Source organism: Brachybacterium sp. UMB0905, assembly GCF_002871795.1.
Lineage (GTDB): Bacteria > Actinomycetota > Actinomycetes > Actinomycetales > Dermabacteraceae > Brachybacterium.
This window is the reverse complement of the sequence record NZ_PNHL01000016.1, coordinates 13,721-35,313: the sequence shown is the minus strand read 5'-3', so window position 1 is coordinate 35,313 and position 21,593 is coordinate 13,721. Positions and strand designations below refer to the sequence as shown.

Sequence of the window (21,593 nt, the reverse complement as noted above, 5' to 3'; positions counted from 1 at the left end):
TCTCAGCGCAGGTAGGAGAGCTCGGGGAAGGTGTGCGCGGCACGGTCCAGGGCTTGCCGGGCCACGCCCACGCCGTCGATCAGCGGGTGCAGGGCCAGGGCCTCGACCGCGAGCTCGCGCGACCCCTCGAGCGCGGCGCGGATCACGGTGCGCTCCACATGCTTCACGGTCGAGACCAGGCCGCGGGCGTGATCGGGCAGCGGGGACACGGGCAGCGGGCGGGCACCCTCGGCGTCCACCTCGCAGGGCGCCTCCACCACGGCGTCCTCGGGGAGGAAGCCGATGGTGGAGCCGTTGCGGACGTTGAGGATCAGCTGGGCGCGTTCCCCTTGGCCGATGGCGTGCATGATCGCCAGGGCCACGCGGTCGTAGCCGCCGGATTCGAGGTCCTCCTCGTCGCGGTCCATGCCGCCGGCGGCCTCGCGGGACGTGGCCATGTAGGTCTTCTCCCGGTCGCGCCGGGTGCGCTCCCACAGCTCATGGGCCTCACGGGGGCTGGCGTCCCGGGCCTCGCGGTAGAACGCGGCCTGCTGCTGGGCGAGGTACACGCCGCGGGTGTGCTCAGCGGCGGCATCGGCATGCAGCAGCTCGCGCGCATAGTAGTAGTAGTGCAGGTATTCGTTGGGGATGCAGCCCAGAGTCTGCAGCCACTCGGCACCGAACAGGCGACCCTCTTCGAAGTCCTCCAGCAGCGCGGGCTGTTCGAGCAGGCGCGGCAGCACATCGGTGCCGTCCACCTCGATGCCCTGCAGCCAGCCCAGGTGGTTCAGCCCCGCGTAATCCAGGCGCACCTCGCCGGTGCCGACGCGCGCCGCGGTACCCGGGGAGACGACGCCGCCATGCTCGAGGGCGGTGATCGCGCGGCGGGCCAGGCCGATCGGTGAGTCGCAGATCCCCAGCACGCGGTCCCCCAGCACGGTGCGGGAGGCCTCGGTGATGATGCCGGCGGGGTTGGTGAAGTTGATGAGCCACGCCTCGGGGGCGGTCTCGGCGATCGTGCGGGCGATCTGCAGGGCGACCGGCAGGCCGCGCAGCGCATAGCTGATGCCGCCAAAGCCCGTGGTCTCCTGGCCGATGATGCCGACCTCGCGGGCGATCTGCTCATCGGCTGCGCGTCCGGCGGTGCCGCCCACCCGGATGGCGGAGAACACAAAGTCTGCGCCGCGCACCGCCTCGGCGAGGTCCTCGGTGAGCACGACCGCGGGAGCGTCGGGGCGGTCCCCGGCGAGGTCGGCGAGGATCTTCGCCATGGCGCTCAGACGCTGGGGGTCGGTGTCGTGCAGGCGCACCTCGCTGATGCGGGCGTCCGAGGTGTCAGCCAGCAGTGTGCGGTAGACGAGGGGGACGCGGAAGCCGCCTCCGCCCAGCAGTGCGAGTCTCATGGGTGGATGACCTCCGTGGAGTGGGCGGCGGCGTGTTCAGCCAAGGGCGCGGGCAGGGGCTGGTCGGTGACCACCGCGTCGACGGTGGCCAGGTCGATGGCGCTGTAGGCACCGGTGCCGGGAATCTTGCTGGCATCGGCCAGCAGCAGCGAGGAGCTGGCGGCCCGCAGGGCGGCGCGCTTGACGGCAGCCTGGCGGGTGTCGGTGTCCCGCACGATGCCCTTGTCGCTGATGCCGGCGCAGCCCAGGACCGCGCGGTCGATGTGCAGGGCGCCGAGCGCACGCTCCACCTCGATGCCCTGGGTGCAGCGGTATTCGCGGTTGTAGTCCCCGCCCAGGACGATGAGGTCGATGCCCGGGGAGGCTCCGAGTAGGTCCACGACCCCGAGGGAGCTGGTGATGACGGTGAGCTCACGGCCGATCAGCTGACGGGCAAACTCGTAGGTGGTGGTGCCGACGTCCACGAACAGGGTCTGCCCGTCATGGATCAGGGCGGCGGCCGCCGCGGCGAGGGCCTGCTTGGCCTCGCTGTTGCGAGAGAGCACCTCGGCGAAGGGGTCGTCGATCGCGGGACCGGTGGCGTGATCGCTCACCGGGGAGGAGTCCGGGGCGGTGCTGGCGGCGCCGCCGGTCGCACCGGATGCAGACCCGGCAGCAGCGGCGCCGATGGGTGCTGCTGCCCCCTGCTCTGCGTGTGGCTCCGCACTCGGCACCGCGTCGGCGCGCGCGGGGTGCAGCCGCGCCCCGCCGAAGACACGCTCGATCGCACCGTTGGCCTCGAGAGCGTCCAGGTCGCGCCGCACGGTGGCGGTGGAGACGCCCAGCAGCTCGGCAATCTCCTGCGTGGACAGCACGGTGCGCTCGCGCAGCAGTGCTTCGAGGGCGGAGAGGCGGGCGATCCGGATCACGTCTCCACCCTAGTAGCGACCCCACCGACAAGCAACAAAGTCGCGCAACGTCGCTCACGGCTGCCCCGGTGGCCGCTTAGTCACTTCTTCACTTGATGTTCATCTATGCGCGCCCTTGACAGTTTTTGATTGCGAACTCACACTGTGGATCGTTACGTCGTCGGAGCAGCGGCGGCAGTGGCGGGATGCACCCCGCCACCGCCCCGCTCCCCCACCGAACGGAGAGCAGATGTCGTCACCGCCGACGATCACGCCGACCTCGAGCCCCACCGCCCCCGCGGACGCTCCTGCGCGGCGCGACCTGCTGGCCGTGGGCGAGCTGTTCCTCGACGTCCTCTACGGTCCGCTCGAGCGGGCACCGCGTCTGGGCGAAGAGCTGCACACCGACCGCGCCGCCCTCGTCCCCGGCGGGATCGCGAACTTCGCGCGGGCCGCCGCGGCGCTCGGGGCCCGCACCGCCGTGGCCGCCCCCGTCGGCGACGGCGATGCCGCCACCGCCCTGGTGCGCGCCCAGCTGCAGGCCGAGGGCATCGCCGTGGACGCCCTGCAGGTGCGGCCCGGCTGGGCACTGCCGATCACCTCCGCGATCGCCTACGACGGGGACCGCGCCCTGATCACCGGCGGAGCGGACCGCACCGGCGCGCATCGCATCACCCCGGACACCCGCGGGGCCGACGCCGTCGCGGTCCACCTGCACCTCGAGGACATGCCCTGGCTCGCGGGCACTGAGGGCAGGGTCTTCGCCGACGTCGGCTGGGACCCCACCGGGCGCTGGGACCGGGCGATCCTGCGCCACCTCGAGCACTGCTTCGCCATGCTGCCCAACGCCGAGGAAGCCCAGGCCTACACCCGCACCGACACCCCCGAACAGGCCGTGCGCGCCCTCGCCGAGCTGGTGCCGGTGGCAGTGGTGACCCTCGGAGCCCGCGGAGCGCTCGGGATCGACGCCCGCACCGGAGCGCAGGTGCACGTGGAGGCGCTCGACCTCGGACCGGCCGATGCCACCGGTGCCGGCGACACCCTGGGCGCCGCGCTCATCGTCGGCTTCTCCCTCGGCTGGGAGCTGCCCGCAGCTCTGGAGCTCGCGACTCTCGCCGCCACCGCCCGTGCCGCTGGTGTCGCCGGACCCGGCCGCATCCCCGCGCTGCCGCAGCTCGCCGAGCTCGCCCGCGCCCATGACCTGCCCCTCGTTGACCGTCTCGACGAGGTGCTGCGCAAGGACCCCCGCTCCGAGACCACCCCCGCCACCTCCGACACCTGCACGTCCGACCGTTCCACCCCCGCCCCCGCTCATCACCTGTCAGGAGATCTGTCATGACCGCTTTCCGTCCCCATCGCCGCTCCGTCCTCGGCGCCAGCGCGCTGGCCGCCATGGGCCTGCTGGCCGCCTGCTCCACCTCCACCACCGGGAAGTCCGGCGGTTCCGACGGCGGCGGTGCCGGCGGTGGCCAGAACACCATGTGGTACTGGCCCGAGGGCTTCGACGAGAAGATCATCAGCGCCGTGCAGGAGAAGTTCCCCGAGGCGGGATTCTCCCAGGTCATCCAGGGCGGCGACTTCAAGCAGAAGCTGCAGACCACCCTGCAGGCCAAGTCCGGGCTACCCGCCATCACCGGCATCAAGGGCGAGGACATCGCGTTCTTCAAGTCCGTCCCCGAGTACTTCGTGGATCTCAACACCCTGGGCGCCGAGGACAAGAAGGGCGAGTACCTGGATTGGAAGTGGGAGCAGGCCACCACGACCGACGGCAAGCAGCTGGGCATCCCGATCGACATCGGCCCCACCGCCCTGTTCTACCGCTTCGATGTCTTCGAGGAAGCCGGACTGCCCGCGGATCCCACGGAGCTGGGTGAGGCCATCACCGAGTGGGATGCGCTGTTCGAGATGGGCAAGAAGCTGCAGGAGAAGGACTCCGAGACCTACCTGCTGCGCAACCTCGCCGGCGTGTTCGACTATGCGCGCCGCCAGTCCGGCAAGGCGTTCATCGACGAGTCCGGCACCTTCATCGGCGCGGAGGAGCACGTCCGTCACGCCTGGGACCTCGCCGTCTCCGCCCACGAGATGGGCATCAACGCCGCGCTGGACTCCAACACCGCCGACACTGCCGCGATGGTCGCCTCCGGCAAGCTCCCCGCCGACTTCGGTGCCTCCTGGCACCTCGCGGACCTCATCGTCGACGCCCCCGACACCTCCGGGAAGTGGCATGTGACCACCCACCCCGGTGAGGCCACCAACCAGGGCGGCTCCTTCCTCGGCATCCCGGAGGGAGGCACGGAGGATCCCGAGCTCGCGCTCGAGATCATCTTCGAGATCCTCAGCGCCCAGAACCTCGCCACCGAGTACACGCACTCCGGCAACTTCCCGGCGAACATCGGTTCCTTCGACACCCCGGAGGTCACCGGCGAGGTCGAGTTCCTGGGCGGCCAGGTGGCCTCGGAGGTCTTCTCCGCCGCCGCCGAGCATGTGCGCCCGCTGTTCGAGGACTCCCGCGACGGCACCGTCGGCGCCCCGTTCTGGGCCCAGCTGACCGAGGTCGAGGCCAGCGGCAAGGACCCCGAGACCGCGTGGAACGACGCCGTCAAGGAGGCCACGCGCCTGGCCGAGCAGAACGGCGTGAAGGTCGACTGATGACCCTCGCGGATCCACGATCGACGCCCCCGCCGCCGCGGACCGTGTCTCCGCGGCGGCGGGGACGCCCCATCCCCCACGAGCCCGGGACCCTCGTGCTGCGCGGCAGCCGCGCAACCAAGGCGTATGCCGCCCTGTCGCCGTACTTCCTGCTGTTCCTCGTCTTCGGCGCGATGCCCATCGCGTTCACGATGGCGCTGGCCTTCACCGACTGGCGGGGGCTGGGCAGCTGGAACATCATCGGCCTGGAGAACTTCCAGTACCTGCTCACGGATCCGCTGTTCCGCAAGGCCCTGGTCAACACCCTGATCCTGTGGGTGATGTCCACGGTGCCGTGCCTGACCCTCGCCACGCTGGTGGCCCTGGGCCTGCATTCCACGGTGCGGTTCTCCACCGTGTACCGCGTGGCCTACCTGGTCCCCAACATCACGTCGCTCGTGGCGATGGGCATCCTGTTCAGCTCGATCTTCTCCTCCAACTTCGGCATCGCCAACGCCCTGCTGAACGTGATGGGTCTGGACTCGGTGCGCTGGCTGCAGACTGAATGGGGCATCAAAGTCGCGATCGCCTCGCTGTCCGCCTGGAGCTTCGTGGGCTACAACGCCCTGCTGATCCTCGCGGGCCTGCAGTCGATCAACAAGGAGGTGTACGAAGCGGCGCAGCTGGACGGCGCCGGGCCCGTGCGCACCTTCTTCTCGATCACTCTGCCGCTGCTGCGCCCGATCGTCACCTTCGTGACCATCATGTCCACCATCGGCTCCCTGCAGTCCTTCACCGAATCCCAGGTGCTCACCAGCTCCCTGGGCGGCGGCGCCGCGAGCGCCGGCGGCGTCGGAAACTCGGGGCTGACGATGGTGCTGTACTTCTACTCGGTGGCGTTCCAGGAGAACCGCTACGGGTACGGTGCCGCGATCGCCTGGGGCGTGATGGTGGTGGTCATCGTCTTCACGATCATCAACTGGTTCGCCACGAGGGAGCGCCGCTCATGACCCTCACCAGCCCGGGGGGCACCCTTCAGAGCGCCGACGGGACCGCGTCCGCGGGCCCCCGTCGGCCCGCTGCGCGGAACCGACCCGCTGCGCGCCGTCGCCCGGTGCGTCGGCTCCTTCCGGGGTTCGTGCGCCATCTGCTGCTGGGGATCGGCGCGCTGATCGCGCTGTTCCCGCTGTACTGGATGTACGTGCTGTCCAGCCACCGCTCGGCGGCGATCTATCAGTTCCCGCCGCCGCTGTTGTTCGGCGACAAGATGGCGGAGAACTTCTCCACCGTCATGAACACGGTCAACGTGTTCGGCGCGATGGGCAACACCATCATCGTCGCCACCACCGTGACGGTGCTGGTGCTGCTGATCGACTCGCTGGCCGCTTTCGCCTTCGCGAAGTTCTCCTTCCGGGGCAAGAACCTGCTGTTCCTCGTGGTGATGGCGACGTTCCTGCTGCCCTCCCAGCTCTCCACGATCCCGCAGTTCCTGCTCATGGCGAAGATCGGCTGGGTGGGGCAGCTGCAGGCCGTGATCGTGCCGTCCCTTGCCGGGGCGTTCGGGATCTTCTGGCTGCGCCAGTACTTCCAGAACTCCGTGCACCTGGAGCTGATGGAGGCTGCGACGCTTGACGGCTGCGGGTTCCTGCGCCAGTACTGGCATGTGGCGTTGCCCTCGGCCCGCGCGGCCCTATCGTTCCTGGCGATCTTCACGTTCATCGGCTCGTGGAACGACTTCATGTGGCCGCTGATCGTGCTGAACAACCCCGACCAGCTCACCTTGCAGGTGGTGCTCTCGCAGCTGCAGACCACCCACGGCACCGACTACGGCATGCTCATGACCAGCGCCGTGATCGCCGTGACCCCGCTGCTGATCGTGTTCGTCATCGGCGCCCGGCAGTTCATCAACGGGATCACCGACGGTGCGGTGAAGTGAGGGAGTAAGGGATAGCCCCGGCACGGCCCGGCCCCGAGAACGGGGCCGGGCCGTGCGAGACCTCAGTCCACCGGGCTGGCCGCCGCCGCGGTTCCGTTGGCGGTTTCGAGCGAGGCCACCAGGCGCACAGTGGCGCCGTCAGCGGCCTTTCCTGCCAGCTCGACGGTGATGCGATGGTTTCCTCCGCGGTGCTCGGTGGCATCCAGAGCGCCCAGCACCGTCGTGCCATCCCACAGGTAGGCCCGCACGGTGCCAGCGCGCGCCAGTCGCACCTGCGCGTTCACCACGCCACCGGAGCGGTGCACGTTCTCCAGCAGGAGCGAGCCGCTGGGCAGCGCCGGTGCACCGCCCAGGCCCACCCCGTCGGATGCGAGAGAGGATCCTCGACGAGCTCGGCGGGGAGTGAGAGCATCACGGTGATGCACCACAGTTGAATAAGGTTGCAGCTGAATAAGGTTGCAGCGAATGCCGCGAGAGGAGACCCATGCTCGCCGTCGTCGTCCACGCACCCGATGACCTCCGCGTCGAGGAGGTCCCTGACCCCGTTCTCGCCCCCGACCAGGTGCTGCTGCGCATTGCGTTCGGCGGGATCTGTGGATCAGACATCGCCTATTGGAAGGACGGCATCTCCGGCACCGCCGTGCTCAAGGACCCACTGATCCTGGGGCATGAGGTCTCCGCGACCATCGCGGAGATCGGCGCCCAGGCCGCCGCGCAGGTCCGTAAGGCCGGTCTCGACGTCGGCTCCGCGGTCACCGTGCATCCCGCCACGCTGGTGGGTGATCACCGGATGCCGCCGCAGACCGCGCATCGCACCAACCTCTGGCCGGAGGTCCGCTACCTCGGATCCGCGGCCTTCGACCCGCATGAGCAGGGCGGCTTCTCCACTTTCCGTGCGGTGCGGCCCGCACAGCTACGGGCCATTCCCGACGGGGTCTCGCTCAAACAGGCCGCGCTCGCCGAGCCGTTCGGTGTGGCGCTGCACGCTGTGGCACGCGCCGGAGACATTTCCGGGGCAGACGTGCTGGTCAATGGCGCGGGGCCGATCGGGGCGCTCGCCGTGGCCGCCGCCCGCCGGGCCGGTGCCGCCACGGTCACCGCCGCGGACCTCTCCCCCACTGCCCTGGAGATCGCCCAGGCGATGGGTGCCCACAGCACGGTGAACATCGCCGCCGGGGAGCAGCTGCCGGCGAACGTGGATGTCGCGATCGAAGCCTCGGGGGCTCCGCGGGCGCTCGGCGGGGTGATCGCCGCGGTCCGCCGCGGTGGGGTGCTGGTGCAGGTGGGCAACCTGCCCTCCGCCGAGGTCTCAGCGAGCCTGGGCGGCATCGTCACGCGGGAGATCGACTACCGCGGCTCCTACCGTTTCGTCGATGAGATCAGTGACGCCCTGACTGCCATGGCAGAAGGCCTGGACGTCTCCCCGATGATCACCCACACAGTGCCCGTCGAGCGCGCCGAAGAGGGGTTCCGCCTCGCCGCCGACCGCAGCAGCGGATCCTCCAAGGTGCTCATCGACCTGCGGTAAGTCCCGTGGGGCCGACGGGGCCCGCAGCGTCATCGGGGCACTGCAGGACAGGTAGGGCATCTCCCCCTGTTCGCCGGGGGCTGACCCCCACGCGATCTCCAGGCGCACGCGCTAGCCTGAATCCACGTCCTGGACGCTCTGCGCCCCGGTCCGGCCCGGTCCGCGGACCGTCACCGGCCCCGGTGCTGCACCGTCCGTTCCCGAGGCCATGAGGGGGTCTGGTGAGCAGCAGCGAAGGTACGACCCGCCACGGGTCTGAGGCGGGAAGCGGCCGCTTCCCCGATCCCTTCGCGCCCGACGCCCGGCACGCGCAGCCCGCTGGTGAACAGGCCGCTCACCCTCAGCCCCACGCCCCGCAGCGCCCGTCGGCGACCCCGACTCCTGCGGCCACCCCCGCGCCCGACACCCCGGCACCGCAGCCGCCGTTCGCACGGGGCACCGCGCAGGACTCGGCGGCTCACACACCGTCGGCCCCTCCCCCGCACCTGGCCCCACCCACCGCGTCGGGTTCCCGTGACCTGCCGTGGAAGGCGACGGCGGAGCGGCGCACGATGTGGGGGCAGCGCCCTGCGCAGGGGCCGCTCGAGGGGAAGGTCCATCCGCCGCACTCGAAAGCCGTGTCGGTGCCGCGCCGCCGCGGGAAGTGGCTGACCCGCGGCGTGCCCACCGTGCTGGGCGGCGTGAGCGGGTTCAGCGTGTTCACGGTCTTCGGGATCGCTGCGCTGATCGGCGGGGCCGGGCTGCTGTGGCCGCTCGCGGCGGGCCTCGGCGTCGGCGCCGTGGTCGGCGGTGGCTCCGCATTCCTGCTGCGCAACCGCAAACCGGCCAAGCCCCGTCTGACCTTGACCGATGCCGATATGGCGCCCTCCACCCGCGCCCTGCTGGAGGAGGTCGTGAATGCGACCACGCAGCAGCGCCGCCGCATCGTCGAGCTGCGCCGCCGCTCCCCCGGCTCCGCCGTGAAGCCCGTGCTGCAGCATGCCGATTCGCTGCTGGCCCGGATCGATGCCCTCCTGGGCCACGAGGTGCTGCAGGGGCGTCGGCCCTCCGATGGGGACGTGATGATGCTCGAGGGCATGTCCTCGCGGTACATCCCCGAGCTGCTGGATGCCACCGAGGACACCATCCGCTTCCTCGCCTCGTTCCAGGGCGACGCCCGGCGCGAGGCGCTCGCGAACCTGAAGAGCATCGATGAGCAGCTCACCGTGCTCGCCGAAGGGGTGGAGCGTATCGAAGGGGACGTGGTCTCCGGGGTGACCCGCTCCCTCGAGGTACACCACGAGTTCCTCACCACGCGGCTCGCCGATCGGCGCCTGGACCCCACCTTCGACGTCTGACACCTTCGCACTCCCCCGTCGGCCCTGACCTGCGGGAGTGACCGCCCACCCTGACCCGCCTGCCCGACCAGACCTGATCTCACCGCTTCGACCCCGTCCCAGGAGGACCCCATGGACAAGCTGCAGCCGCCCGCCCCCGCCACCGAGCTGACCCCCGCCGAGCCGACCGAGCAGGTCACCGAGGAGCAGGCCGTCTCCGCCCTGCCGGATCTGCCGCCGGAGCAGCAGCGTGAGCTCGAGCGACGGGCCGATGCGTGGGTGGAGCAGGTCGCCGCGATGAACCCCGCCTCCCAGGAGTACACCGCGCAGGTCAACGCGCTCGGCGCGGTGGCGCGACGCACCTTCGAGCGCACCAGCCAGAGCTCCTCGCGGTTCATGCAGCAGACCCTCAAGCAGTCCAAGGACAAGGGCAACGCCCAGGAGTCGGTCGCGAAGTCCCTCGCGGAGCTGCGCACCACCATGGAGGACCTCGCCCCCAAGGAGGAGACCTTCGCGGACAAGGCGCTGGGCTGGCTGCCCGGCCGCAATGCCGCCAAGCGGTACTTCCGCAACTTCGAGACCAACCAGGATCAGCTCGACCAGGTGCTCGGCGCCCTCTCGCGCGGCCAGGAGATGCTGCAGAAGGACAATGCGGAGCTCGCCGTGGAGCGGCGCGGCCTGTGGGAGGACCTCGAGGCGCTGCAGAAGGCCTCCCACCTGCTGGGTCTGCTGGATGACCGGGCGGTGCGGCGCGCCGAGCAGCTGCGCGGCGAGGGCAAGGGCATGGAGGCCGATGCGCTCGAGCGGGACGTGCTGTTCGCTGTGCGGCAGCGCCGCCAGGACGTGGCCACGCAGATCGCCGTGACCGTGCAGGCCTACATGTCCATGGGCGTCATCGAGGACAACAACACCCAGCTGCAGCAGGGCGTGGAGCGGGCCCGCACCACCACCGTCACGGCGCTGCGCACCGCGGTGATCACCGCCCAGGCGCTGGAGAACCAGAAGATCGTGCTGGACCAGATCGATGCGGTCAACCGCACCACCGACTCGCTGATCGACCGCACCTCGAAGATGCTCGCCGACAATTCGGTGAAGACCCAGCAGCAGGCCGCGACCTCCGGGGTCTCCGCCGAGACGCTGCAGGCTGCCTTCGACAATCTGTTCAGCACGATGGACGGGATCGACACGTTCCGCGCCCAGGCCAATCAGAACTTCCTGACCACCGTGACGAACCTGCAGCAGCAGGTGGATCGGGCCCAGCCGTACCTCGAGCGGATGAACAAGGAGCGCGCCGAGGTCACCGAGATCGAGTCCGCCGCGAGCCTGCTGGAGATCGACGAGGGGCGGTGAGAGGCGGGGGTCACCCCTCTCAGGCGTGGGGCACGAACTCCTGGCGCTGTTTGCCGAGGCCGTCGATCCCCAGCTCCACCACGTCTCCGGCCGCGAGGTAGGGGAAGCGGCCGGAGAGGGCCACGCCCTGCGGGGTGCCGGTGTTGATGAGGTCCCCGGGCTCGAGCACCATGTACTGGCTGAGGTGGTGGACCAGCTGCGCCACGGTGAACACCATGTCGGAGGTGTTCGAGTCCTGACGGGCCTCGCCGTTCACGCTCGACCACAGGCGCAGCGCCTGCGGGTCGACCTCGTCGGCCGGCACCAGCGCGGGTCCGACGGGGTTGAATCCCTTGCCGCACTTGCCCTTGGACCACTGCCCGCCGGAGTCCTCCAGCTGCCAGTTCCGCTCCGAGATGTCGTGGCTCGTGACGTACCCGGCGATGACGTCCAGCGCCTCCTGTTCATCGGAGAGGTAGGACGCCTGCGCGCCGATCACGACACCCAGCTCCACCTCCCAGTCCACGGTGGTCGCCCCCGGCGGGATCTCGACGGGATCATGCGGACCCACGACGGTGTTCGGGTGCTTGAAGAAGATGATCGGGGTGGTGGGCGGCTCCGCCCCGGACTCCGCGGCATGCGCGGCATAGTTCTGGCCGATGCAGATCACGGCCTGCGGCCGCGCGATCGGGGCGCCGACCCGCTCACCATCTGCGTCGTCCCAAACGGGCAGCTCCCCGGCAGCGAGGGCGCTGGCCGCGCGGGCGAGCCCGTCGGAGGCCAGGAACGCGCCGTCCACATCAGCGGTCAGGCCGTCGAGGCGGTAGGTCACCCCCTCGTGCACGAGAGCTGGTTTCTCCTGGCCGACGGGGCCTAGACGTCGCAGTTCCACGGGATCCTCCTGGAGACGCTCGGTGGGGCGGCCGGCCGCTGCGTTCTGCACCAGCCGCGATACATCCGACCTTAGCGGGTGGCTGGCCGTAGGATCGAGGTGTCCGAGCTCTGATCTGGAGGTTCCCGTGTCCCCTTCCACCGCTCCCGCCCTCGAGTACGACGGCATCCGCGCCCTGGTCACCGGCGGCGCATCCGGCATCGGCGCCGCGACCGTCCGCGAGCTCATGGCCCGCGGCGCGCGCGTGGCCGTGCTCGATCTCCACCCCGACGGCGCTCCCGCCGGGGCGCTGCCCTTGACCTGCGACGTCTCTGACTCTGCGAGTGTGGACCAGGCTGTGGCCGAGGCAGCCGAGCAGCTCGGCGGGCTGGACGTCGTCATCAACAACGCCGGGATCGGCGCGCAGGGGGACGTGACCGCGAACGACGATGAGGAGTGGGCGCGGGTCTTCTCCATCAACGCCACCTCGGTGGCGCGCGTGGTCCGCGCCGCCCTGCCGCACCTGCGCGTCTCCGAGCATGCGGCCGTGGTCAACACCGCCTCGATCGCCTCCGAAGTGGGGCTGCCCGAACGGGTGCTGTATTCCGCCTCCAAGGGCGCGGTCCGCGCGATGACCCTGGCCATGGCTGCGGACTGGGCGAAGGACGGCATCCGGGTCAATGCCGTGGTGCCGGGCACGGCGGACACCCCGTGGATCGGTCGGCTGCTGGAGAAGGCCGAGGATCCCGCGGCCGAGCGGGCTGCGCTCAACGCCCGCCAGCCGCACGGCCGGCTCGTGTCCGCCGAGGAAGTGGCCGAGGCGCACTGCTACCTGGCCTCCCCGCGCAACCGGTCGACCTCGGGCGTGCTGCTCGCGATCGACGGCGGGATGATCGGGGTGCGGACGCGGGGGTGAGGGCCGGTGGGCCGGTTGGCTCGGGGCTGGGGCCGAGGCTGTCCAGGCCGGCGGGAAACGGGCCGTAGGGAATCGACCTCTCAGCGGCATGGTGCGTGGCGCGTGCCGCTGAGAGGTCGATTTCCTCCGCTACCGCCCGGGCCAGCCGCAGTCGGCACAGCTCAGGCACGGCCAGAGCCCGCCGGGCCCCGGGCCAGAGGCCGCCGAGCCTTCGCTCAGCCCTGCCCGACCCGCACCGGCTGGCCGGTCCGCACGGATTCCTGCGCCGCGGCGACGATCCGCACGGTCCGCAGGCCCACCTCGCCCGTCGGCTCCACGGCCTCACCGGCGCGCACGGCGTCGAGGAAGGCGTCGATGAGCACGGCGTCGGTGTTCTCGCCGTAGGCGTGCCACTGGCCGGGTCCGCCCACGTGCTGGGCGAAGGCGTCGATCTGCAGCTGCCCGCCGGTGCCCACGGCCTGCAGCCGCAGCCCGCCCCAGGTGGAGGCGTTTTCCGGCTGGGACCAGGAGCAGTCGATGGCGGCGACCATGCCGGAGGCGTAGGTCAGGGTGACCAGGCCCCCGGTCTCGGCGCCTTCGCCGGCGCGGTCGGCCCACAGGATCCGGTTGGCAACGGCGTGGACCGTCTCGGGCGGCCCGAACATGCTGTCGAGGATCTCGGCGATGTGCACGGTGTGGTCCACGAGCGCCCCGCCGCCGGCGAGCTCCACATCGGTGAACCAGTCCCGGCCGTCGGGCAACTTGCCGTTGTTGGTGCCGGTCAGGCCGATCACCTCGCCGAGCGTTCCCTCGGCCACGGCCTGCTTCAGCGCGATGACGGCGGAGGCGAAGTGCACGGGGAAGGCGGTCATGAGCACCACGCCGGCCCCGGCGCACGCGGCGACCATCTCCTCGGCGTCCGCGACCGACGTCGCCAGCGGCTTCTCGCACAGGACGTGGGCGCCGCGGCGGGCGGCCTCGAGCACGAGGTCCTTGTGGTCGGCGTTCGCGGCGGTGACCACGATGGCGTCGGGCCCGCTATCCCACGCCTGCCAGGCCTCGTCGTAGCTGCCCACCACGCGGCTGGCCTGCACGTCCCCGAACCCGTCGGGGTCGGCGACGACGAGCTGGACATCCTCGCGGCCATCGAGCAGCGCGGCGTAGGAGCCAGCGTGGGTATGGGCGCAGCTCATGAGCGCCACCTTCAGCGGCGCGGCGGTATCGGTCGAGGTCAGCATGCGATGCTCCGTCCGGTGCGCAGGGACTCGAGGGCGGCGCGGGAGACCTCCACGGCGGTGACGCCGTCGGCCGCCTCCACGCGGGTGGGTGTGCGGTGCTGGATCGCGGAGATGAAGTCGACGATCTCCGCCGCATAGGGGTCGCGCATCGTCGATACATCCGGCAGGAACCCGTCACCCGAGCGCTGGCGCGCAGAGGCCACCGCGTCGAACATGACCCCGGGATCGCCGTCACTGTCGTACTGCAGGCGCCCCGCGTCCCCGGCGATGTCGAAGGTGTAGCGGAAGGTGGTGCCCTGCGCGCCCCACAGACCACGGCAGTGGCTGATCGCGCCGGAGGCGTGGGTGAGGACCACGTGCGCGGTGCGGATCCGATCGTCCGACGGGGCGATCTGCTGCTGGGCGTAGACGCTCACGGCGGGCCCGGCGATCCACAGCGCCTGGTCGATATCGTGGATCATCTGGTCCATCACGATGCCGCCGGAGAGCTCCTCATCGGCGTACCAGTCACGGTCCGGAAGAGTGCCGGTGCGCTCGAAGCGCAGCACCGCGACGGTGCCGACCCGCCCGGCGTCCACGGCCTGCTTCGCCGCGTGATACTGCGGGAAGTACCGCACCACATGCGCGGGATACAGGGCGCGGCCGACGCGCTTGGCGTGCTCGGCCATCTCGCGGGCCTCCTCGCCGGTGAGGGCGAAGGGCTTCTCGCAGATCACGTCCTTATCGGCGTCCAGGGCGGCGTGGACGATCTCTGGGTGCGAGGGCGTGGGCGTGGTGACGTCCACGATGTCCACGGCCTCAAGCAGCGATGCGAGCGAGTCGTGGACAGTGGCCCCGGTGCGCTCGGCGTACTGCTCAGCGCCCTCGAGACTGTGACAGTGCAGCTCGACACCGAGCTCGCGCCAACCGCCGAGGTGGGCGAAGGAGATCCCGCCGGTGCCGACAACGCCGACGCGCAGCGGGGGAACTGGGGTGGTGGTCATGCGCTGGTGTCCTTCCTGACCCGACCCCGCGGGACCGCGCTGGAGCGGTTCGCGGGATCCGGCACCGACAGGTTCAGTCGGAACGCTACCAGCGCAGACGCATTATGCAACCGGCTTGGGGAAATGGGTTGAGGGTCGTCGAACGTTGAACGGTTCAGCCACGCACGTCGGCGGTCTGCTCCTCCCGGAACAGGCCGACGAAAAAGATGGTGACCAAGACAGCGAACGCTGCCGGGATGAGCCAGATCGACCTCCAGTCATGGGTGCCGTCGCTCTGCAGGAACATGTCCACCAGCGGCCCGGAGACCAGCGCACCGATCAGCAGGCCCGCCCCGTACGTGGCCAGCGAGATCAGACCCTGCGCAGCAGAGCGCACCTTCGCGGGAGCGAAGCGATCGGTGTAGATCTGGCCCGCGACGAAGAAGAAGTCGTAGCAGACGCCATGGAGGACCAGGCCGATGATCACCATCCACATCATCGCGCCGGAATCCCCGAACCCGAACAGCACGTAGCGCAGCGCCCAGGCCAGCATCCCCACCACGATCGTCCACTTGATCCCCAGCTTCCTGAGCATCAGAGGCATGGCCAGGAGGAAGAGCGCCTCCGACATCTGCCCGATCGACTGCACGGCCGCGGCGCGCTCCACACCGATCTCGTTGAGGTAGAGGTTGGTGAAGTTGTAGTAGAACGCCAGGGGGATGCAGATCAGGATCGAGGAGATGAAGAAGACGAGGTAAGAGCGGGTCTTCAGGAGCGCGAGCGCATCCAGGCCGAGGATGTCCCGGACCGTGGCGGGGCCCTCTGTCGCCTCTGGCGGGGTGTGGGGGAGCGTGAAGGCGTAGAAGCCGAGCAGAGCGGACCCGATCGCAGCCATCACGAAGGTGTGGGAGAGCGTCTCGGCGGCCTCCCAGCCCAGCCAGCCGATCAGCAGCCCGGCGATGATCCAGCCGATGGTCCCGAAGATCCGGACGCTCGGGAACTGTCGTTCCGGGTTCTCCATGCGTCGGAACGAGATGGAGTTGGCCAGCGCGAGGGTGGGCATGAACGACACCATGGCCAGCAGCGCGAAGATGAAGAAAGACCCGAACCCTTCCTGGCGACCCGCCAGAAACAGCATGGCCGCGCTGAACAGGTGCAGCACGCCGAGGATCCGCTGCGCCGGGAAGAAACGATCCGCAATCAGCCCCACGATGAACGGCGCGATGATCGCCCCGAGCGACTGGGTCAGGAACGCGAGGGAGATCTGACTCCCTGAGGCGCCGAGCTCCACGGCGAGATAAGTGCCCAGCGTGACGAACCATGCTCCCCAGACGAAGAACTCGAGGAACATCATGAGTGACAGGCGCACGCGCGTGATGGTGTCCAGCATGACCCCGCATGCTAGTACGTGGCGCAGATCACGTCATCGTCCGTGGCTCTGCCAGTCGTGACCTCGGGGTGATCTCGACCAAGCCGGCCCTCGCCCCTACCCCACACTCCCGCGCTCCACCAGCCGATGCGGGGTGGTCACCACACGCGGCTCGCCCCGATACCCGCCGATGCGCTCGAGCAGCAGGTCCAGCACGGTCGCAGCCAGGCGTGGCCGGTCGGGGTCGATCGTGGTCAGCGGCGGAGTGGTCAACACGGCTTCGTGGATGTTGTCGTGGCCGATGACGGCGATGTCCTCGGGGATCCGCGCCCCCATGGCGTGCAGTCCGGCGATCGCGCCGCGGGCGATGTCGTCGTTACCGCACACGATGCCGTCCACCTGCGGATGCTCCGCCCGCAGCTGCCCCACGGCCTCCAGGCCGCCCTCCGGGGTCCAGCCGGGCACCTCCTGCACGATGGGCTCGAAGCCTCCGTGCTCGGCGAGCGCCCGCCGGTATCCCATCACGCGCAGCATCGAGGTGGAGTGGGCCTGCCGGGCTTCAGCGACCTTGAGCGCCCCGAGGTAGGCGATGCGGGTGCGGCCGGCCTGCAGCAGGTGAACGGTCGCGTCGTGGGCGGCCTGCTCGTTGTCGGTGCGCACATAGTCGGAGCCCTGCGGGAGGCGGGTCTCCTCGAGGTGCTCGCCGATGAAGACGGTGGGTTGGATGGTGTGGCCCAGCTGCGCGAGGACGTCTTCGCCGATCAGCAGGGGGTTGAACACGACGCCGTCGCCGAGCACGCGGGTGAAGCCGGACAGCACGCTGTGCTCCTCGTCCCGTCCGGCGGCGGTGCTGTGGAGCATGATGCTGCGGCGGCGGCGCTGTGCCTCGTCGGCGAACTCCTGGGCCAGTTCGGAGAAGTAGCCGCCGGCCAGGGAGGGGATCGCGAGGGTGATGAGGCCGCTGGTGCCGGTGCGCATCTGTTGGGCGCTCACCTGCGGGCGGTAGTTGAGGTCCCGGATGGCCTGCTGGACCTTTTCGCGGGTGGCGGGGCCGACGTTGGGCCGGTCGTTGACGACGTTGGAGACGGTCTTGATCGACACCCCGAGCAGCTGGGCGATGTCCCGCATAGTCGCCGGGCGCGGCTGCTCCATCGGCCCTTTGGCACCTGCGGTGTGTGTGCCGCTCACGCTGCGGCCGCCGTCTCCTGGGCCTCCGCGATGCGCTGCTCCCAGGCGCGGGCCAGCAGCACCGCGGTCACCGTCACGCCGATCCCTCCGCTCATGAGCAGGCCCACGGGCATGATGATCCCACTGATCACCGCCGCCGCGGCGATCGTGATCATCCAGGACAGTGTGGCCCCGGGCAGCAGTAGCGGGCCGGTGAGCGCGGCGGTGCGCGCGGCGGGAAAGGGCAGCTGCGGGTGCACGGCGCGCAGGGCGAGGGCGTGGGCGCTGCATACCGCCCCCAGCAGGGCGAGCACCGCGGCGACGATCAGCCCAGCAGGCACGAACCAGGTGGGCAGCAGCCCGGCGATGCCGAGCAGCACGTTCAGCGCCGCCGCGGCACCGATCAGCAGGAAGGGCCCGGCCACGCGGTTGGCCGGACCCAGCTCGGCCCGCCAGGCGACCAGCAGCCCGCTCCACCCCGAGTCTGCGACTCCCCCGTCGGCACCCCGCACGGCGCCCTCTCCGGCAGCCTCAGCGGCCCTTTCACCCCGCTCGCGCAGGATGCGGATCAGCACCACGGTGGCCGGTGCTGCTCCCAGCAGCACACCGCCCAGCACCGTGAGGGCCAGCCACGCCAGGTGCAGCAGCACCAGGCGTGGCACCCACGCCAGCACCGCCATCACGGTGCCGGCGGTTCCTCCGCCGAGGGTCTCCGCCGTTGTGGCGGCGTGCTGCTGGGTCATCGCCCGGACCTCATCCCTTGTTGCCGGTCAGGGCGATCGATTCGATGATCTGGCGCTGGAAGATGAGGAACACCGCCAGCACCGGGATGAGGGAGACGATCGAGGCGGCCATGATCAGCGGGAAGTCGGTCTGCACCGCGTAGGTGGCGTTGAAGTTCGCGATCACCAGCTGCAGGGTGTGCACGTTCTCGCTGTTGAGGTAGATGATCGGACCCAGGTAGTCGTTCCAGGTGCCCATGAACCACAGGATCACCTGCGCGGCGATCGCGGGCCTGATCAGCGGCAGCACGATCCGTCCGAAGATCTGCGGGTGCGAGGCACCGTCGATCACGGCCGCTTCGATGAGCGAGTCGGGGATGCTCATGAGGTACTGGCGCAGGAAGAACACCATCATGAGGTTTCCGAACAGGCCCGGCACGATCAGCGGCAGCAGGGTGTCCACCCAGCCGATCCTGCTGAACAGCATGAAGGTGGGGATCATGAGCGCGGGGAAGGGGATCATGATGCCGGCCAGCAGCCCCAGGAAGATCGCGTTCTTGCCGGGGATCTTCATCTTGGAGAACCCGTAGGCGGCGAAGCTCGAGGTGATGGTGCCGATGGTGATGACCGTCAGCGACACGATCGAGGAGTTGATGATGCCGGTAAGGATGGGGCCGGCCTCCCAGATCCGCAGGTAGTTCTCCCACACGATCGGGTCGGGGATCCACTGCGGCGGCAGGACGAAGACGTTCTCCCGGGTCTTCAGAGATGTGGAGAGCATCCAGGCCAGCGGCAGCAGCATCGTGAAGGCACCCAGGCACAGCAGGATGAACACGATGACATCGGCCGGGCTCTGGAAGCGGCGCTCGCTGCGGCGCCGACGCGGGGCGGCCTCGGCGCCGACGGCGGCGGGCGGGGTGGAGCTCAGTGCACTGGTGGTCGCCATGGGTCGGTCCTCCTCATTCCACCGTGAAGACGTTGCGCGAGTTCAGGTAGAACTGGAAGGCCGTGACCACGAAGATCATGAGGCCCAGCACGAGGCTCATGGCGGTCGCGTATCCCAGCTTCAGGTTCTGGAAGCCCTGCTGCCAGATGTACCAGACGATGGTGGCGGAACCGAACTCGGGGCCGCCCGTCGGGGTCATGATGTTGATCTCCGCGAACATCTGGGCGCCGCCGATGATCCCGGTGACCACCAGGAAGAACGTGACGGGGCTGAGCATCGGCACGGTGACGTGCAGGAAGCGTCGCCAGGCCCCGGCGCCATCCAGCATCGCGGCCTCCAGGAGGTTGCGCGGCACGGACTGCAGGGCCGCGAGGTACAGCAGGGTGGAGAAGCCGATGCCCTTCCACACGCCCATGATGATCAGCGCGGGCTTGACCCAGGCCTTCTCCGCCAGCCAGTTCGGTCCCTCGATGCCGACCATCGCGAGTACCTGGTTGATGAGGCCGAAGTCGCCGTTCAGCGCCCACTGCCACAGGATCGAGATCGCGGCGACGGAGGAGACGCCCGGCAGGTAGTAGATGACGCGGAACGCCGCGCGGCCGGGGATCCGGCGGTTCAGCGCGAGGGCCAGCGCGAGGGAGATCGAGAGGCCGATGGGGATGCCGAGCATGAGGAACACCGTGTTGCCCAGCGACTGCCAGAACTGCGGGTCGCTGGACATAGTGCGGAAGTTCGTCAGGCCCGAGAACAGCGGCGCGGACAGCCCGTTCCAGTGGGTGAACGCCGCGTAGAAGGAGAACAGCAGCGGGGCCAGGGCGAACAGGGCGAAGCCCACCACCGGCGGGGTGATGAACAGGCCACCCCAGATACGTTCGCGGCGGTGCAGTCGCCCTTTTTCGTGCTGCGGCCGCAGGGGGACGCCGCTCCCGGCGGCGCGCCCGGCGGCACCGGAGGCCGCGGCAGAGCCGACGGCGAGCTGGTCACGGGGGCTCGTCATGAGTTCGCCTCCTGGTCGATGCGGAACTGTTCGTTCCCGGCGTCGAGGAAGCCCTGCATGGACTGCTGCGTCTCGGCCAGGTATTCCACGACATCGCGGCGGCCCTCGAGGACGGGCTGGAGGTTGGTGTGGAAGGCGTGGAGCCACTCCGGGGTGTAGGTGAGCATGTCCTGCACGAACCGGCCGTAGTCCTCGACGATGTCGATGTACTCCTGTTTGTTCTGCGGCTCGGTGGAGGTGTCCTTCACCCATTCGCGGGCGTGGGTCTGCGTGTTGGGGATGGTCTGGCCTTCGCCGACGATGATTTCCTGCGCCTCGGGGTCGCAGGCGAGGAACATGGCGAGTTCAGCGGCCATGTCCTTTTTGGTGCTGTTCGCGGACACGCCGATGCCGAGGGAGCCGATGAAGGTGGCCGGCTTACCGGTGGCGCCGACGGGGTAGGGGCACAGGTCGAAGTCGAAGTCGAGGGTGCGGTAGAGGGTCAGGTCCCAGGGGGCGACGGGGAAGAAGCCGATCTGTCCGCGCAGCCAGCGCTGGTAGCCGTCCAGGCCCTCGGTGTCGTTGATCGAAGGGGTGACTTCGTGGACTTCCCGCAGGTCGACGATGAACTGCAGGGCTTCGGCGAACTCGGGGGTGTCCACGGTGACCTGCGTGAGGTCCTCGTTCAGCCAGTCGGCGCCGTTGGACCACAGGAACGCGTGGATCTCCGCGCCGACGTTGATGGACGCACCCCAGGTGTCCACCTTTCCATCGCCGTCGCGGTCCCCGGTCAGCTGCTGACAGCGTGAGAGGTACTCATCCCAGGTCAGCGGGACATCGGGGTCGGGGTGCTCGACGCCCATCTCGTCGAAGAGGCTCTTGTTGAAGCCGAAGGAGAAGGGGCCCAGATCCTTGGGCATCCCGTAGATGGGGCCGGAGCCGCGCTGATCGCCGTCGAACGTGTACAGGTCCAAGCCCGCCTGCCAGATGTCATCCACGGGCAGGTCGGTGGATTCGACGTACGGGGTGATGTCCGCGAGGACGCCGTTGACCATGTAGGCGGTGGCGCGGCCAGCGTCGAAGTAGAACACGTCCGGGGTGCGGCCGCCGAGGATGGCGGTCTGCAGCTTGGTGGCGTACTGGTCCGCCGAGGTGGAGATGATGTTGACCGTGGTGTCATAGCGCTCTTCGAAGAGCTTGACGGCCCGCGAGAACACGTCTCGCTCCTCCGTGGAGCCGCGGAACATGAAGGTGATCGTGTTGGGGTCCGCGGACTGCATATTGCCGCAGCCCGTCGCGCCAAGGGCGGTGAGGGCCGAGGCGCCAAGGGCGCCGCTGAGGAATCGTCGTCGTCTCATCCCGGGTGATCCATCTCGTCGTCGAGAGTGCTCCTGGTGGCCGGTGGCTCCCGGCCGGGCTCCCGGAGCTCATCGACGAACTC

Annotated in this window: 20 protein-coding genes; 8 read left to right on the top strand and 12 right to left on the bottom strand. The window is 69.7% G+C overall.

Annotated features, from left to right (window positions below; genetic code table 11):
• Window positions 1-2: 2 nt before the first annotated feature.
• A complete protein-coding gene (locus CJ197_RS13100; RefSeq protein ID WP_102237189.1) occupies window positions 3-1,382 on the bottom strand; it encodes a 6-phospho-beta-glucosidase in 1,380 nt (459 codons plus the stop codon).
• Window positions 1,379-2,290, bottom strand: a complete 912-nt coding sequence (locus CJ197_RS15245) for a DeoR/GlpR family DNA-binding transcription regulator (protein ID WP_158239505.1) — start codon at window positions 2,288-2,290, stop codon at window positions 1,379-1,381. Before CJ197_RS15245 ends, CJ197_RS13100 begins: the two co-directional genes overlap by 4 nt.
• Before the next feature lie 229 nt (window positions 2,291-2,519).
• Between CJ197_RS15245 and CJ197_RS13090 the strand changes: the two genes are divergently transcribed.
• Genes CJ197_RS13090 through CJ197_RS13075 form a run of 4 tightly spaced genes read left to right on the top strand, consistent with a single transcriptional unit; the run spans window position 2,520 to window position 6,833 of the window.
• Entirely contained in the window at window positions 2,520-3,608 is a 1,089-nt protein-coding gene (locus CJ197_RS13090; protein WP_102237188.1) for a carbohydrate kinase family protein, read from the top strand.
• Window positions 3,605-4,918, top strand: coding sequence for an ABC transporter substrate-binding protein (locus CJ197_RS13085; RefSeq protein ID WP_102237187.1), 1,314 nt, complete (start codon window positions 3,605-3,607; stop codon window positions 4,916-4,918). Before CJ197_RS13090 ends, CJ197_RS13085 begins: the two co-directional genes overlap by 4 nt.
• A complete protein-coding gene (locus CJ197_RS13080) occupies window positions 4,918-5,907 on the top strand; it encodes a carbohydrate ABC transporter permease (RefSeq protein ID WP_102237186.1) in 990 nt (329 codons plus the stop codon). The genes CJ197_RS13085 and CJ197_RS13080 overlap by 1 nt, the downstream gene beginning before the upstream one ends.
• On the top strand, window positions 5,904-6,833 hold the full coding sequence (locus CJ197_RS13075) for a carbohydrate ABC transporter permease (protein ID WP_102237185.1): 930 nt from the start codon (window positions 5,904-5,906) through the stop codon (window positions 6,831-6,833). The genes CJ197_RS13080 and CJ197_RS13075 overlap by 4 nt, the downstream gene beginning before the upstream one ends.
• A gap of 62 nt (window positions 6,834-6,895) precedes the next feature.
• Here CJ197_RS13075 and CJ197_RS13070 read toward each other — a convergent pair whose 3' ends face one another.
• Window positions 6,896-7,258, bottom strand: a complete 363-nt coding sequence (locus CJ197_RS13070) for a hypothetical protein (RefSeq protein WP_146007781.1) — start codon at window positions 7,256-7,258, stop codon at window positions 6,896-6,898.
• Between the two features lie 59 nt (window positions 7,259-7,317).
• Here CJ197_RS13070 and CJ197_RS13065 point away from each other — a divergent pair, with 59 nt between their 5' ends.
• The 3 genes from CJ197_RS13065 to CJ197_RS13055 all read left to right on the top strand — a co-directional run bounded on the left by CJ197_RS13065 (window position 7,318) and on the right by CJ197_RS13055 (window position 11,027).
• Window positions 7,318-8,361, top strand: coding sequence for an L-idonate 5-dehydrogenase (locus tag CJ197_RS13065; RefSeq protein ID WP_102237183.1), 1,044 nt, complete (start codon window positions 7,318-7,320; stop codon window positions 8,359-8,361).
• A 551-nt stretch (window positions 8,362-8,912) separates the two neighbouring features.
• Window positions 8,913-9,698 carry a hypothetical protein gene (locus CJ197_RS13060; RefSeq protein ID WP_233190951.1) on the top strand — a complete coding sequence of 262 codons (786 nt, stop codon included), beginning with the start codon at window positions 8,913-8,915 and terminating at the stop codon, window positions 9,696-9,698.
• A 111-nt stretch (window positions 9,699-9,809) separates the two neighbouring features.
• Window positions 9,810-11,027: a toxic anion resistance protein gene (locus CJ197_RS13055; RefSeq protein ID WP_102237182.1), complete on the top strand. Its 1,218-nt coding sequence runs from the start codon at window positions 9,810-9,812 to the stop codon at window positions 11,025-11,027.
• A gap of 19 nt (window positions 11,028-11,046) precedes the next feature.
• Here the strand turns inward: CJ197_RS13055 and CJ197_RS13050 are convergent, their stop codons facing one another.
• A complete protein-coding gene (locus CJ197_RS13050; RefSeq protein WP_158239504.1) occupies window positions 11,047-11,898 on the bottom strand; it encodes a fumarylacetoacetate hydrolase family protein in 852 nt (283 codons plus the stop codon).
• 127 nt (window positions 11,899-12,025) lie between these two features.
• Here CJ197_RS13050 and CJ197_RS13045 point away from each other — a divergent pair, with 127 nt between their 5' ends.
• Entirely contained in the window at window positions 12,026-12,793 is a 768-nt protein-coding gene (locus CJ197_RS13045) for an SDR family NAD(P)-dependent oxidoreductase (protein ID WP_158239503.1), read from the top strand.
• 215 nt (window positions 12,794-13,008) lie between these two features.
• Here CJ197_RS13045 and CJ197_RS13040 read toward each other — a convergent pair whose 3' ends face one another.
• From CJ197_RS13040 to CJ197_RS13005, 8 genes are all read right to left on the bottom strand, one after another.
• Window positions 13,009-14,010, bottom strand: a complete 1,002-nt coding sequence (locus CJ197_RS13040) for a Gfo/Idh/MocA family protein (RefSeq protein WP_102237181.1) — start codon at window positions 14,008-14,010, stop codon at window positions 13,009-13,011.
• Window positions 14,004-14,993: a Gfo/Idh/MocA family protein gene (locus CJ197_RS13035; RefSeq protein ID WP_102237180.1), complete on the bottom strand. Its 990-nt coding sequence runs from the start codon at window positions 14,991-14,993 to the stop codon at window positions 14,004-14,006. Before CJ197_RS13035 ends, CJ197_RS13040 begins: the two co-directional genes overlap by 7 nt.
• A gap of 154 nt (window positions 14,994-15,147) precedes the next feature.
• Window positions 15,148-16,362 (bottom strand): nucleoside permease, encoded by a 1,215-nt coding sequence (locus CJ197_RS13030; RefSeq protein ID WP_102237179.1) that lies wholly within the window; start codon window positions 16,360-16,362, stop codon window positions 15,148-15,150.
• 96 nt (window positions 16,363-16,458) lie between these two features.
• Complete coding sequence (locus CJ197_RS13025; protein WP_102237178.1) at window positions 16,459-17,493, bottom strand: LacI family DNA-binding transcriptional regulator; 1,035 nt, start codon at window positions 17,491-17,493, stop codon at window positions 16,459-16,461.
• A 32-nt stretch (window positions 17,494-17,525) separates the two neighbouring features.
• Window positions 17,526-18,251, bottom strand: coding sequence for a hypothetical protein (locus CJ197_RS13020; protein ID WP_102237177.1), 726 nt, complete (start codon window positions 18,249-18,251; stop codon window positions 17,526-17,528).
• 10 nt (window positions 18,252-18,261) lie between these two features.
• On the bottom strand, window positions 18,262-19,176 hold the full coding sequence (locus CJ197_RS13015; protein WP_102237176.1) for a carbohydrate ABC transporter permease: 915 nt from the start codon (window positions 19,174-19,176) through the stop codon (window positions 18,262-18,264).
• Window positions 19,177-19,189: 13 nt separating this feature from the next.
• A complete protein-coding gene (locus CJ197_RS13010) occupies window positions 19,190-20,173 on the bottom strand; it encodes a carbohydrate ABC transporter permease (RefSeq protein WP_102237175.1) in 984 nt (327 codons plus the stop codon).
• Window positions 20,170-21,510 carry a sugar ABC transporter substrate-binding protein gene (locus CJ197_RS13005; RefSeq protein ID WP_102237174.1) on the bottom strand — a complete coding sequence of 447 codons (1,341 nt, stop codon included), beginning with the start codon at window positions 21,508-21,510 and terminating at the stop codon, window positions 20,170-20,172. The genes CJ197_RS13010 and CJ197_RS13005 overlap by 4 nt, the downstream gene beginning before the upstream one ends.
• Window positions 21,511-21,593: the final 83 nt, after the last annotated feature.